We start from the raw sequence: 14,303 nt of genomic DNA on the forward strand, positions 1-14,303 counted from the left end.
ACAATGAAAAAGATTGTCCTGTTAATCGTTTTATCTTCCTGCCTGTTTGGACTTAACGCACAAAAGGTTTTACGTGATGGTGTCAGTATGTCTGAATTAAAAATGACAACATACGATAACGACCCGGATGCTGAGGCTGTAACAATTTTTGATCTTGGGGAGTCTGCGTTTATCCATGAAGACGGTCAGGGGTTTATCATTCGTTTCTCGCGGCAAACCAGAATTAAGATTCTTGATGATGCCGGCCTGGATTATGCAGAGGTGGAAATACTCATATATCGGACACGGGATATTTATGAAACAGTAGAACAGATAAAAGCTGCTTCATTCCGGTTGGATGGAGACCAGCTGGTTAAAACCGAACTGGATAAAAAGGATGTACAGATTGAAAAGGTTAACGAATACTATGTTAAGTACAAATTTGTTATTCCGGACGTCAGAAAAGGATCGGTCATAGAATATTCATATGATATTTATTCACCGCGTATATTTTATTTAAGAGACTGGGAATTTCAGTCTGAGATACCAACCATTTACAGTGAATATGTTACACGGATGATCCCTTTTTATGAATATGTGTATATTTTAAAAGGTGCATCTTCTTTTGATGTGTATGAAAATAAGGTATCTTCTTCAGAACGTTATTTTGCCGGTCTTAAGTTTAAGGATAATATTTTTCGGGTCGGAATGAAAAATGTCCCTGCATTCCGCGATGAATCATTTATTACATCCAAAAATGATTATATTCTATCACTTGATTTTCAGCTGGCCAAAATACATCAGCTACAGGGAGGAACGCAGGATATCATGACCACCTGGGAATCTATGGTAGAGGAGTATGAAAAAAGTCCGAATTTTGGTAAGTTCATTAAGAAATGTGAGAAATCAGCACCAAAAATTCTGGACATGGATAAGGTGCTGGCCATGCCAAATGAAGAAAAGTTTGAGTACATCGTTGATTACGTAAAATCAGGTTACAGCTGGGATGGTTTTACCAGTGACGGGGTTTCAAAATCAGTAAAGGATTTGACTAAGGAAAAAAGAGGAACCATCGCTGAAATAAACCTGTTCCTGACCGGATTGCTCAGGGCTGCCGGATTTGAGGCATATCCGGTTTTATTAAGCACAAGGGAGCATGGTAAAATACAACATAAATACCCGTTTGCAGATTTCTTTAACTATCAGATTGTTTATGTAAAAGATGGCGAACACTCGTACCTGACTGATGGAGCCGATTATCTCTGTGATGACAGGCGGATTCCTGAACGCTGTCTGAACGACAGAGGGTTAATTGTAAAACGTGGACCAGTTGAATGGATCAACCTGAATACAAAAATTGAGTCAGACTACCGCAGAAATATCACACTGAATGTTGAACCTGAAAAGGCAACGGCTGAGATAATGGTTATTGCATCAGAATATGAAGCACTGAATCTGAGAAGAATAATCGGAGGAAACGAAGATAAATTAAAATCGTATTATAAAGATTTACTGGGGGACGAAATTGATTCCGTTGTATTTATAAAAAATGCAAAGGACAGAAACAAGCCTTATCTTGCAGCTTTTAAAAGCGAAATAGAACTTACCCGGCTAAATGATAAACTTTATGTGGCGCCATTTCTATCGTTTGCAGGTTCTGATAATCCCTTTAAACAGAAAGAACGCAAACTGCCGATTGATATGGTGAAAATCAGTAAAAATGAGTTTCATACAACGATGAAAATTCCGGATGGCTATGTTGTCGATTTTAAACCTTTGAATAAAAAGGTGGATAATGATTTGTTTGAGCTTGAATACCGTATTGAGGAAGGTAATAATCAAAACGAACTTATCGTTTTACTGTCTTATAAGTTTAAGGATAAAGAGTATCCTGCACAGGATTATGAAAAGTTAAAGTCATATTATGAGCTTATTCTTGAGAAAGCGAATGAAAATATTGTTTTAAAGAAAGTATGAGTTGAAAAGCCGGTTAAACAAAGCTTAATAAGTCTAATATGCGTTATTAATTCAAAAATATTTTCAATTTTAAAAACATGAAGGCATTTTATATGTTATAGCTACGAGCAAAGCAAAGATTTCCTTTATTTAAATTCTAAGTAGATAGTTTTTGTTGGGTTTTTAACTAACATGTTTTTTTATGAGCACTAAGAGAATTAATTACGCCAATCATATTAAGTCGGATTTTATTGATGATTTACGTACACAGGTTAACGACTATTTTAAAAATAGAAATATATCAAAATATGGCAATACAGGCATTAAGATAAAATCAGCATTAATGCTTGTTTTGTACATTCTGCCTTTCGTTTTAATGATGGCAGGACTGATTACTTCAATACCTGTTATGTTAATCCTTTGGGGGGTAATGGGTGTAGGAATGGCAGGTCTCGGTATGGTTTTAATGCATGATGCCAATCACAGAACCTATTCCAGCAATCAGAGAATCAATGCGTTTTTAGGGAACTCTCTTTATCTGTTGGGTGGCTTCCCGGCTACCTGGAAATTCCAGCATAATACACTGCACCATGGATTTACAAATATTGACGGTTTTGATGAGGATATTCAGACTTCAGGATATCTTCGTTTTTCTCCCAATCAGCCGCATCATAAGTTTCACAGAGTTCAGCACTGGTATGCCTGGTTTTTTTATACACTTATGACGATTTCATGGATCACGATTAAAGATTTCAGGCAACTCTGGAACTGGCGGGATAATCAGCTTTTCATAAAAAGTAACAAACCGTATGCAAAACTTTACAGGGACCTTATTGTTTCAAAATTACTATACTATGGCGTTGTATTCGTACTCCCGGTGATTCTTATGCCTTTTGCATGGTATTGGGTTCTTTCAGGATTTGTGATCATGCATGTGGTAGCCGGTTTTTCATTGACCATCATTTTTCAGACCGCTCATGTAATGCCCACATCTACATTTCCTACACCTGATGTAGGAGGGAACATGGAAAACAGCTGGGCAATCCACCAGTTAATGACCACTACTGATTATGCACCGGACAGTAAGATATTTACATGGTTAATAGGTGGATTGAATTTTCAGGTGGTTCATCACCTTTTTCCTACTGTCAGCCATGTACACTATAAAAACCTGTCAGAAATTGTGAAACGAACAACCCGGAAATATCAGTTACCCTATCACGTTCAGTCCAGCTTTATTAAAGCCGTCTACAGTCATTTTCTTATGCTGAGACGCCTGGGTAAAAATATGTCTGCCTGAACCGGGTGTTATCTACACGATAAGCTGAGGTTCAACATCGTATTCTTCCGGAAACAGTTCGGGATGCTGATTGAGTGCACCCTGGTACATGGTTGCAAATGCACCACTAACCCACATTGAGGCAGGAAATACACCTACAATCAGCAGAATGAATCCAAAAATGACGATAAAAACAGACAGGAATCCCAGTCCAAAAATGCGCCATCCGAATCCTCTGGTCAGTTTCCAGCTGGTTTCAACAGCTTCTATGGCATCCATCTCTTTATCCATCACAAGGTAAGACACAAAAGCCAGACGGCAGGCAACAACAATGCCGGGTACTATTAACAATACAGTAGCCATTCCCACCAACATGGTTTTCAGAAGATTTGCCAATACAACGTTCCAGTACCTGTTGAAGGCTATTACGATATCTCTGATTTCAACTTCACCATCTCTTATAGCCTGAATATAGATATAATCGGAGCTATAGTGAAATAAAGGTCGCAATAGGAAAAAGTAAGCGGTTCCGACTATTACCCCAAAAAACTCAATGATAAATGGGATGTTCCAGTTTCCATGTTTTGCCGTTGCATTAAACGGCCCGTCAATTAGGGCAACTATGATGGCTACCAGAAACAAGGGAAGAAAATACTTCAGCATTTTTTCCCACCCTTTGGATAAACTAAAGGAAACAGACGGATAGTACGATTGATAATCTATAATTTCCATGATTTTTTTATTTCAAACGTAGGGTAATTAACTTTACGTTTTTAACGACCAAAGTAGTGTTTTGTAAAAAAACTACTTTAGTAGTGTACTCAATTGTAATATCTTACATACTTTTAGCTCACCAATGAATTACGGGCTATTGATTATATGGTTATTCTTTGTTTTCTGTGCTGCACTATCAGTTACAGGAGTACTTTTATTATTCCGGCTGAAACAAAAACATAAGGGAACCGACTTCAGGCAGATACATTATGCGATGGTTCTGTTATATACTTTCGGATTTTATGTGTTGTGGGGAAAGTTGTTCATCCGGATCATTCTACCGGAAACAAGCTATGCAAACAACAATGATATGATTCAAAATGTGAATCAGGCCCTGGGAATTCCATTTATGTTTGCCGGTTTTATCTTGCTTGTTTACTGGATATATCATAACTCGGAGATAAAAAGGCTTATAACTAAACTTTTATCAGGAACCATACTGGTTCTGGTTCTAACAGGTATTTATATTTACCTGTATAACTACAACTTCTTTAAAAATACGGTGCAGATAAATCAGATTCTCATCTCACTTTTTTCTTTGTGGGTGGCTTTTTCCGTTTTATTTTATTGTAAGTGCATTGATTTCAGAACGCGAATGATACTGGCTACAGGATTTGGTGTTGTGGCATTGGGTAACCTTGCTCTATTATTTTTTGAGCATGTTCTTTTATTCATCTCCGCATTAAACCTTGTATACTTTCTTGTGATGACCGGATTTACGGTTGCCGTATATTATGGCTTTGTCACAACGGCAGAACCAGAAGTTAATGAAAGTTCTGCAGACCGGATTTATAAAACCTATGGCATAACGCTGCGTGAAAGGGAAGTGATCAGCGAAATACAAAACGGTTTAACCAATCAGCAGATAGCCGATAAATTGTTTGTTACCCTTCAAACAGTAAAGGATCATAATTCAAGGATTTATCTGAAGCTTGGTGTTAAAAACCGGACGCAACTGGTCAAATTGTTTCATGACCAAAAGCGCTGATCCTTTTAACTGTTCAAACCATTCCGTGTTTTAGTTGTTGATAATGACCTGAAACTGTATTTTTGCATCCCGTGAAGAATTTCTGGAACGACATAACAAAACCGGTTTTTGCACTGGCCCCAATGGAAGACGTAACCGATACAGCTTTTCGCGAGCTGGTCATGCGCATTTCTGAACCGGGGAAACTAAACATACTTTTTACAGAATTTACATCTGTTGACGGAATGAACCATCCTGTTGGACGGGAGAGGGTAGCCGAACGACTGGTGGTCACTGAAAGTGAACGGCAGTGGTTGAAAAAAAGTGGCGTAAAACTCGTGGCACAGATTTGGGGCAAGGAACCGGAATTATTTAACCGGGTCACAAAATATATTACCGAGCATTATAACTTTGACGGGATTGATATCAATATGGGGTGTCCTGTAAAAAATGTGGTTAAGAATGGTGCCTGTTCAGCGCTTATTGATCAACCGACAAGAGCTCAGGAGATAGTTTTGGCTGCAAAAGAAGCCACCAATCTTCCGGTGAGCGTGAAAACAAGAACCGGAATCCGGCAGCATGAAACGGAGCGCTGGATCACGCAACTTTGCGAGGTGAATCCGGCAGCCATAACCTTGCATGGCCGCACACAAAAAATGATGTCGGAAAAACCGGCGGACTGGAACGAAGTGGCAAAAGGCGTGGAGGTTAGAAATCAGTTGGCGCCTGAAATTCCTTTCCTGGGAAACGGTGATGTCTGGAGTTACGAACAAGGCGTGGAATTCTGCAAAACATATGGCACTGATGGTATTATGATTGGCCGTGGTATTTTTCAGAATCCGTGGTTTTTCAATCCATCCAAAACTGATATTTCCAAAACTGAAAAACTGGAGGTCTTGCTTAAGCATGTTGACCTGTATGAAGCGGCCTGGCAGGAGAAACGTAACTTTAATATTCTGAAGCGTTTTTTTAAGATTTACGCCAACGGCTTTGAAAATGCTTCTGATTTGCGCGCACAACTGATGGTTTGCAATGAACCGGATGAAGTCAGAAAAATCATTATACCATTTTTGTAATAATTCGAATTATAACAGTGCATATTTTCAAAATAAACACTCTTGTAATACATCTTGTTAATTTAGATCTGTTCCATATAATTGTATGTACATAAATCCTTTATATATACATAATGCAGAAGAAAACTAACAGTTTTATGTGATATATAGTTTCACGGTTTTCCGTGATTTAGTTTTGAGTAATTTGGTTTAAATTTATATTCAATATTCCAAAATAAGCATTAAATCAATCTCTTATGAAATCCTCAAAGGTTTACTTTATTCTCTCGGTTCTCATGCTAATGTCTGTCAATGTTTTTCCTTTTAATTCTATGCCATATGATTCTATTGTTACTTCAAATAAACAATGGAATATATTAGAATACGGGTATGACGGAGAATTTTATAATAAGATGCATATAATGAAATTAGGGCAAGATACCCTTATTGACACGGTTAAGGGTAAAGTGGTATTACTGAGTGAAGATTCACTAGGAACATGGAAACTATTTGGTGTAATATGGGAAATTGACCAGGAAGTTTTTTATAAAGATACTCTTGGGAAGGGAGGTTCTATGTATAATTTTAACGTTGAAATTGGCGATACGGTATCAGAGTTGTCGTATTTATTTAAGTATGAGCAGCCCTCGATTGTAATTTCTGTTGATACAGTTATAATACAAGATATTCCCCGTAAAAGGATTGGAATAGAATATATTTTAGGTCATGAAATAAATGACATTCCTGATAAATATTGGATTGAGGGAATCGGAAGTTTGCATGGATTATTGTATTCATATTATGAAATGGAAGATCCTGGTTTCAGGTTGTTATGTGCCTATAAAAGTGATTTACAAATATATCAGGATACCGTTTATAATACCTGTTATTATCAGGATGATGAAACATCAATAAATGGAAATAGAATTAAAGAAATTAATTTATTTCCAAATCCAACAAACAGAATGATTTATATTGACGTTAATCAATTTGATTATTGTGAAGTTTACAACATGATGGGTGTTCGTTTACTAACAACAAAAGATAAAACCATTGATTTAAAGAATCTTGAGAGCGGGATATACTTTGTGAATATTAAGGATAAAAGCGGACAGCATACAATTAAAAAGGTGCTTCTGGAGAAATAATGAATATAACAAACCGCTAAATGGAATAAATCACTGAATTACCAATCAAATGTCACAAACTAAGTAGTCCCGGAGGGACTTAATATTGGTAAATATTATACCTGCTGTTATTTAAGTCCCTTTGGGGACGTGATAAATAAAGGCTTGTATTAATAATTATTTGTTTTCCTGTACAATACGGATAGCAAATATAAATTCCTTTGTTTTTGTAACATTTTCAGCTTGTGTTCGTAATAAATTATGAACACACTACGATGAAACTACTTACATTTGCCTTACTATTACTGTCAGCATTGACCTATGCTGCACATCCGGTTGATACGACTAAAAGAGTTGAGGCGCTTTTAATTGAAAAGCCTTTAAAAATTGATGCGGTTCTGGATGAGAATTGTTACAAACAAGCCGTGCCTGCAACAGATTTTCTTCAACTCATGCCGTTTAACGGCAAGCCTGCCATGCAACCATCAAAAGTCTGGTTCTTTTACGATCAGACTGCGGTTTACCTTGGAGCCATGTTATACGATTCAGCACCGGACAGTATTTACAATTACGTGACGGAACGCGATAACATTGGTATGTCGGATTATTTTGGTGTATATCTTGATCCGTATAACCAGGGACAACTGGCTTATGGATTTTTTATAAATCCAGCCGGTGTCCAAACAGATATTAAAGCCATTAAAAAAGAACATGACAATGAGGATGGAAGCTGGGATGCCGTATGGGAGAGTAAAACAAGGATTACGGATAAGGGATGGATTGTGGAAATGAAAATACCATATTCGGCTTTACGGTTTCCTGAACATAATACGGCCGACTGGGGGATGAACATGTTCAGGCGAATCCGGCGATTCGACTCCAATAACTCATGGAATTTTGTGGACAGAAATGTCAGTGGGTTTATCCATCAGCAGGGCAGGTTAGGTGGTATAAAAGATATTAAGCCTCCTGTGAGATTATCTTTTTCTCCGTATGCGGCAACCTATCTTGAATTTTCAGGATCAGAAAAACCGCATTTTTTGTACAAAGGTGGCCTTGATCTGAAATATGGCTTAAGTGAAAGCCATACGCTGGATATGATGGTCATTCCGGATTTCGGTCAGGTACAGTCTGATGATCAGGAACTGAATCTGTCCCCGTATGAGTTGTATTTTGATGAACGACGTCAGTTTTTTAACGAAGGAACCGAACTGTTTCAGCGGGCTGATATTTTTTATTCCCGCAGGATAGGAGCAGCTCCTGTTTTTGGTGATAAGGCAGGCGATGCATTAAAAGAAAATGAAGTTGTAAATTCTTTACCCACCGAAACACAACTGGTGAATGCCACGAAAATAACCGGACGTTCGCCCAAAGGTCTGGCAATAGGTGTTCTGAATGCCATGTCGTTGCCATCTGATGCTGAAATCCGGGATACGTTAACAGGAGATACAAGAAAAACCCGAGTTCAGCCTTTCACGAATTACAATGTACTGGTTTTGGATCAGTCGCTAAAAAACAATTCGTATGTCAGTTTTATCAATACCAATGTTTCCATGTGGGGAAATCCGTTTTATGCCAATGTCAGCGGCACACAGTTCCTGATCCGCGACAAAAGTAAAACCTATGCTGTTCAGGGATCAGCAGCGGTAAGCAACCGACTTGAAGATGGAAAAACTCAAACCGGTTTCAAGGCTAAGCTACAGCTTGAGAAAAACAGTGGAAAATGGCAGTATACCCTGTTGCAGAAGGTGATTGATGATACATTTAATCCCAATGATTTGGGCTATCTGCGGCGCAACAATGAAGTGCACACCGAGCTCATGCTACAACGTAACATTATTGAGCCATTCTGGATTTTTCGCGAAATGTTTACCCAAACCTGGTATTTTCATTCCAGAATTTATGACCCTTTTGTGGCCGCAGGAAATGAATGGGGCATTTACAATTCTGAGCAGTTTAAGAATTACTACTACATGGAATGGAATACCGGTTATAATTTTAAGCACAACGATTATTATGAACCCAGGGTTGATGGTCGCTATTTTACCGAAGCGGGACATACCTGGATCAACCTTTTTTTAAGAACAGATAACCGGAAAATATTTACCTTCTGGGGCCATATCGGTAGCAGCAGGTATGTAAAAAGTGATAAAAAAGAGATGGGGTATGATGCGGGTGTCAATATGAAAGCCGGTAAACGGCTGAACCTGGAATATGAGCTGGAGGAGAACAAGATATGGAACGACAGAGGATATGTTGGTCAAAGCGAAGATGAGAGCACTGTCTGGTTCGGGCGGCGGGATGTAGCTGAAATTACAAATACGCTGTCAGCTTCCTATGCGTTTAATAATGAACTGTCCATGCGTTTCAGAGCCCGGCATTACTGGTCATGTGCAAATTATCTCGATTACTATCTGCTCAATACCGACGGTTCTCTGTCCGCCGATCCATCCTATTCCGAAAACGAAGATGTTAATTTTAATGTCTTTAATATAGATATGTCGCTTCGCTGGGTATTTGCCCCCGGAAGTGAAATGTCTCTGGCATGGAAACTGAATTCGCTGGATGTATGTGATGATCTTATGAAAAACTATTTTTCAAATCTTGATCATACGCTGAGCCTTTCTCAAACCAACAGTATCTCACTGAAAGTGCTGTATTATATAGACTACAATACACTGGTTAAAAAGCACTACAACTGAGAATGCAGTGAAGCTTTTATTTCAGAAAGTTTGTTTACCAGTGGTAAAATTGGAGCAATGGCTGTTGTATCACGATAACCAAAGCGGATGTAATGTGATTTATTATCCATTAATATTTCAATCCATGTATCACAACCGTCTGCACAAACATTACAGGAATTAAGATCCAACAATTTAAATTCGTCATAGTTAAGAAGATTTATAAGCTCTTCAAAATCAGCAGAGTCAGTTGTGAAGGATTTAAAAATATCATTATTGTCACACGGATCCTTCCAGCCATAATTTATAATCTCGCTTGTTATAAGCAGGGAATCGGCTCCGGCACACCAGCCACAAAAGGTACCGGTTTTGATTACAATATCGTATTGATTCGGATCAATATAACAATATTCACCTTCAGATGATTTTTCGCATGCCATCAGACTTGCCAGGCAGAGGAGCAGCAAACCATAAATTTTCATAAAGTGTTTTAACGAATGAGGATCATATACCCTTAAACGTTGCATGGAATCTTACCTTATATATCGCTTCAACAAAATAAATACCGGGAAGTGGTCACTGTAGCCGTTCAGATATGCACCGCCTGCATGGGTACGCAGCGGATAACCTTTATACCGCCCTTCCTGTTGTCTCAGAAATTCTTCGTTGTATATGAAGGCTTTCTGAAATTCGAACGAGTTATCTTTGGGTTTATATAATCCCGGAGAGATGATGATCTGATCAAAAAGGTTCCACTGGTCTCTGTAGGCAAGTGAACCAAGGCCTTTATTGAATAATGTCAGCATAGGATTGTATAACTGGCCGTCTTCCAGTTTTTTATTGTCAGTTGTATTCAGGTATTTTTGAACGCTTTCGTTGATAGGATCATCATTCAGGTCACCCATTATGATGATTTTAGCTTCAGGATCATCCTGCATGATGCTGTCAGTAATGTGACGTGTTAAAACGGCAGCACTGTCCCTAAGCGGACGACTGGATAATTCACCACCATAACGTGAAGGCCAGTGGTTCACAATAATATTAATTTTTTCATCCAGCAAAAGACCACTGATCAGCAGTTGGTCACGCGTTCTGAAATTGGGTTTGCTCACCAGGTGGTAAGGATATGGATGGATGTTTGTTGGTATAAAATAACCTGAACGATAGAGTAGAGCAACGTCAATTCCTCGTCTGTCGGGCGAATTGAAATGAATAATTTTCCAGTTTTGTTCACTCAGAGGCTTTGTATTGATCAGATCCTCAAGCACCCGCCGGTTTTCAATTTCACTTACACCCATAATCACAGGATGTCCGTTTTTAACATTGTCACCTATCTTTGAGATGGCATAGGCCATATGCTGTAATTTGTTTTCGTATTTCTGTTGTGTCCACTTCATACCACCTTCAGGCAGAAATTCTTCATCGTTGATGGTGGTGTCATTTTCTGTATCAAACAGGTTTTCAAGGTTATAGAAACCAATGGACACACGTTCAATCTTTTTTTGGGCACTGGCTGACTGAACAGAAAAGAGAAGTCCTGATATCAGGACTGAAGCTAAAAACTTAAACATGACTTTTATTCGTTTTGTGTGCGATAAAAATAATTAATTTCGCATGGATTTTTAAAGAATCAAACAAACAATTTGAAAAAAGGTTGTTATTGTATAATTTCGTTCTCTTCTTTAAGAACACACATTTAATATAAACACAGGTATGAGGTTTTATTTTTTATTTCTTTCGTTACTCACACTGTCGGTATTATCAGCCCAAAACAGGGAAATCTCCGGAAAAGTGATTGACAACGAAAGCAGGCTCCCTATTGCTTATGCTATGATTACCATTGATGGTGTGGGAGATATTGTATCATCTGAGGATGGCACCTGGAAAATGAAAACGGATCAGACAGGACAGTTGATCATTTATGCAGAAGCCAGGGGATATACCAAAAATACATTGGTATTGCCGGCAGATGAGAATTTTTTGTTGATTGAACTCACCAAGGATGAGTTTGCTGATGTAACCAAGATCGATTTGTCGCAGGTCGTTGTAACCGATGACGAGGATGACCTGGATAACCAGCAGTCGGCAACAGGTATGCTGACATCTTCAAAGGATGTTTTTGATAAGGTCAGCTCTTATGAATTCGGAGTGATGCGTTTTAATGAACGCGGTCTGGACTCCAGGTATTATAATCTGTGGTTTAACGGCGCCCCCGTAAACGACATGGAAACCGGGCGAGCCACTTATGGTATATTCGGCGGTCTGAACGATGCTGTACGCAACCAGGAGGTTATTGGAGGTATGGCGAATTCTGATTTTGATTTCGGGCAGCTTGGTGGTTCCGGTTATATCTATACCTCACCTTTTTTGTACCGGACAGGACTTAAAACCACCCTTTCATCAGCCAACAGAAACTATCGTAACAGGGTGATGATGACGTATTCAACAGGCATGTTGAAAGGTAACTGGGCAGTCACAGCATCGCTGTCTAAACGGTGGGCTGAAGAAGGTTATGTCCCCGGAACATTTTATGATGCTTATGCAGGCTTCCTGAGTGTGGGAAAACGTTTTGGAACCAAACATGATTTAACGTTCACAGCCTTTGCCGCACCATCCCGCAGCGGACGTAATTCTGCCATTACAAAAGAAGCCGCTGAACTGACAGGCACAAACTATTATAATCCTTACTGGGGATATCAGAATGGTGAAAAAAGAAATTCCAGGGTGTCGTCTTATTTTGAACCGACAGGCATTCTGAACTACAAATGGCAGATCAGTGATAAAACAAAACTGACAACCGTATTGTCCTATTCGCGGGCAAAAAACGGTTATACCGCACTGAACTGGTTACGGGGTAAGGATCCCAGACCGGATTATTACCGTTATTTCCCAAGTTATTACAAGGATAACGAAATCAACTATAACATAGTACGCTCCTATTGGTTAACACAACCGGACGTTACAGGACAGGTCAACTGGCAAAACCTGTATGATATTAACAGAAGGCCTATGACCGTTACAGGTGTTGATGGTAATCCTGATGCGGAGTTTACAGGACTGGTTTCAAGTTATATTATTGAGAACAGGGTAACAGAAAAAAACAGCGCTTCGGCAAACATGATATTTAACCATGAATTGTCAGAACGTTTGAATCTGAATGCTGGTGCCAGTTACAGATATTATGATGGTCGTCACTACAATGTGGTGGAGGACCTGCTGGGTGGAGAATATTTTTACGATATAGACAAGTTTGCGGAACGTGATTTTCCTGATCCGCAAATTGCGTACAACGACCTGAATAATCCGGGACGTTTACTGAAGGAAGGTGATAAGTATTCACATGATTATGCTGCCAATGTAAGGACCTGGGAAACCTGGGCCGAACTGGCATTTAACACCGTGGATTTTGATGCTTTCCTCTCCGCAAAACTTTCCGGAACAGAATTCTGGCGAACAGGATACACCAAAAAAGGATTATTCCCTGATAATTCTTATGGTGAGAGTGAGCACTCCAGCTTTCTGAATTATGGTATTCATGGCGGATTGGATTATAAGATCAGTGGTCGTCATATATTGAGAGCCAATGCCATGTATATGACACAGGCCCCGTATGTAAGAAATGCTTTTGTTTCACCCAGAACCAGGAATCAGATTGTTGACGGCTTAAAAAGTGAAGTGGTTTATGGTGGTGAAGCATCGTATATCTTCCGCCTGCCCTCACTGACCGGACGTATTACAGGTTACTATAATAAATTTGAAGACAACACAGAGGTCGTATCCTTTTATCATGATGCGTATCAGAACCTGCTGAACTATATTTTAACCGGAATAGATACCCGTCATCGGGGAATGGAATTTGGCTTTGAGTATACCATCATGGATGGATTAAAGACCAGTGCTGTGGTGTCTTTGGGAGAGTATGTATATACCTCCAGACCAACCATTCAGGCCTATGTTGATAACCAGGCTGCGCTGGTGGAAGAGGAGTCCGGTGTAGTTTATGCCAAAGGATTTTATGTTCCCGGGACACCGCAGACCGCAGCTTCATGGGGTATGGATTACCGTGGATCCAAAAACTGGTGGGCAGGTTTCAATGTCAATTATCTGGCAGATCGTTACCTTGATTTTAATCCGGCCAGAAGAACAACAAATGCGGTTCAGGGGCTAAACCTTAATAATGCAGATGACTTTGCACTTTACCATAAGATTATTGATCAGGAGAGAATTAGCGATGCTTACTATACGAATGTATTTGTGGGTAAATCATGGTATCTGGGTAAATATTACCTGATTGCATCACTTAATATCTCAAATGTGTTTAATAATCAGGATATTGTGACCGGAGGTTATGAGCAGTACAGGTTTGACTATACAGGAAAAGATCCGAATAAATATCCGAATAAATACTATTATGCCTACGGGCGTAATTATTTTTTAAATGTCAGCCTGAGCTTTTAAGTAAGATATAAGACAAAAGATTTAAGA

General features: G+C 39.1%; 10 protein-coding genes. 7 read left to right on the plus strand and 3 right to left on the minus strand.

All coding sequences use genetic code 11. The annotated features are described in order from the left end of the window. Nucleotides 1-3 precede the first annotated feature (3 nt). Both ACE1EF_RS01040 and ACE1EF_RS01045 read left to right on the plus strand, forming a co-directional pair. Nucleotides 4-1,956: a hypothetical protein gene (locus tag ACE1EF_RS01040; protein ID WP_375718742.1), complete on the plus strand. Its 1,953-nt coding sequence runs from the start codon at nucleotides 4-6 to the stop codon at nucleotides 1,954-1,956. A gap of 181 nt (nucleotides 1,957-2,137) precedes the next feature. Next, complete coding sequence (locus tag ACE1EF_RS01045) at nucleotides 2,138-3,235, plus strand: fatty acid desaturase family protein (RefSeq protein ID WP_375718743.1); 1,098 nt, start codon at nucleotides 2,138-2,140, stop codon at nucleotides 3,233-3,235. 12 nt (nucleotides 3,236-3,247) lie between these two features. On the opposite strand, the gene ACE1EF_RS01050 is transcribed toward ACE1EF_RS01045, so the two are convergent. Further along, the gene (locus ACE1EF_RS01050) at nucleotides 3,248-3,946 is read right to left on the minus strand and encodes a hypothetical protein (RefSeq protein WP_375718744.1); all 699 of its coding nucleotides are present in this window, start codon (nucleotides 3,944-3,946) and stop codon (nucleotides 3,248-3,250) included. 124 nt (nucleotides 3,947-4,070) lie between these two features. Here ACE1EF_RS01050 and ACE1EF_RS01055 point away from each other — a divergent pair, with 124 nt between their 5' ends. The 4 genes from ACE1EF_RS01055 to ACE1EF_RS01070 all read left to right on the plus strand — a co-directional run bounded on the left by ACE1EF_RS01055 (nucleotide 4,071) and on the right by ACE1EF_RS01070 (nucleotide 9,839). Continuing rightward, the gene (locus ACE1EF_RS01055; protein WP_375718745.1) at nucleotides 4,071-4,976 is read left to right on the plus strand and encodes a helix-turn-helix transcriptional regulator; all 906 of its coding nucleotides are present in this window, start codon (nucleotides 4,071-4,073) and stop codon (nucleotides 4,974-4,976) included. Between the two features lie 71 nt (nucleotides 4,977-5,047). After that, nucleotides 5,048-6,031: a tRNA dihydrouridine synthase gene (locus ACE1EF_RS01060; protein WP_375718746.1), complete on the plus strand. Its 984-nt coding sequence runs from the start codon at nucleotides 5,048-5,050 to the stop codon at nucleotides 6,029-6,031. A 236-nt stretch (nucleotides 6,032-6,267) separates the two neighbouring features. Continuing rightward, the gene (locus ACE1EF_RS01065; protein ID WP_375718747.1) at nucleotides 6,268-7,158 is read left to right on the plus strand and encodes a T9SS type A sorting domain-containing protein; all 891 of its coding nucleotides are present in this window, start codon (nucleotides 6,268-6,270) and stop codon (nucleotides 7,156-7,158) included. Nucleotides 7,159-7,412: 254 nt separating this feature from the next. Then, a complete protein-coding gene (locus tag ACE1EF_RS01070; RefSeq protein ID WP_375718748.1) occupies nucleotides 7,413-9,839 on the plus strand; it encodes a DUF5916 domain-containing protein in 2,427 nt (808 codons plus the stop codon). On the opposite strand, the gene ACE1EF_RS01075 is transcribed toward ACE1EF_RS01070, so the two are convergent. Together ACE1EF_RS01075 and ACE1EF_RS01080 are read right to left on the minus strand one after the other, a co-directional pair. Next, the gene (locus ACE1EF_RS01075) at nucleotides 9,830-10,345 is read right to left on the minus strand and encodes a hypothetical protein (RefSeq protein ID WP_375718749.1); all 516 of its coding nucleotides are present in this window, start codon (nucleotides 10,343-10,345) and stop codon (nucleotides 9,830-9,832) included. The two genes, ACE1EF_RS01070 and ACE1EF_RS01075, sit on opposite strands and share 10 nt — an antisense overlap. A 6-nt stretch (nucleotides 10,346-10,351) precedes the next feature. Next, nucleotides 10,352-11,389 (minus strand): endonuclease/exonuclease/phosphatase family protein, encoded by a 1,038-nt coding sequence (locus ACE1EF_RS01080; protein WP_375718750.1) that lies wholly within the window; start codon nucleotides 11,387-11,389, stop codon nucleotides 10,352-10,354. Nucleotides 11,390-11,531: 142 nt separating this feature from the next. On the opposite strand from ACE1EF_RS01080, the gene ACE1EF_RS01085 reads away from it, so the two are divergent. Continuing rightward, a complete protein-coding gene (locus ACE1EF_RS01085) occupies nucleotides 11,532-14,276 on the plus strand; it encodes a hypothetical protein (RefSeq protein ID WP_375718751.1) in 2,745 nt (914 codons plus the stop codon). Nucleotides 14,277-14,303 lie beyond the last annotated feature (27 nt).

This window comes from Quyinboa sediminis, from assembly GCF_042219855.1.
Classification (GTDB): Bacteria; Bacteroidota; Bacteroidia; order Bacteroidales; family UBA5342; genus JBHJHP01.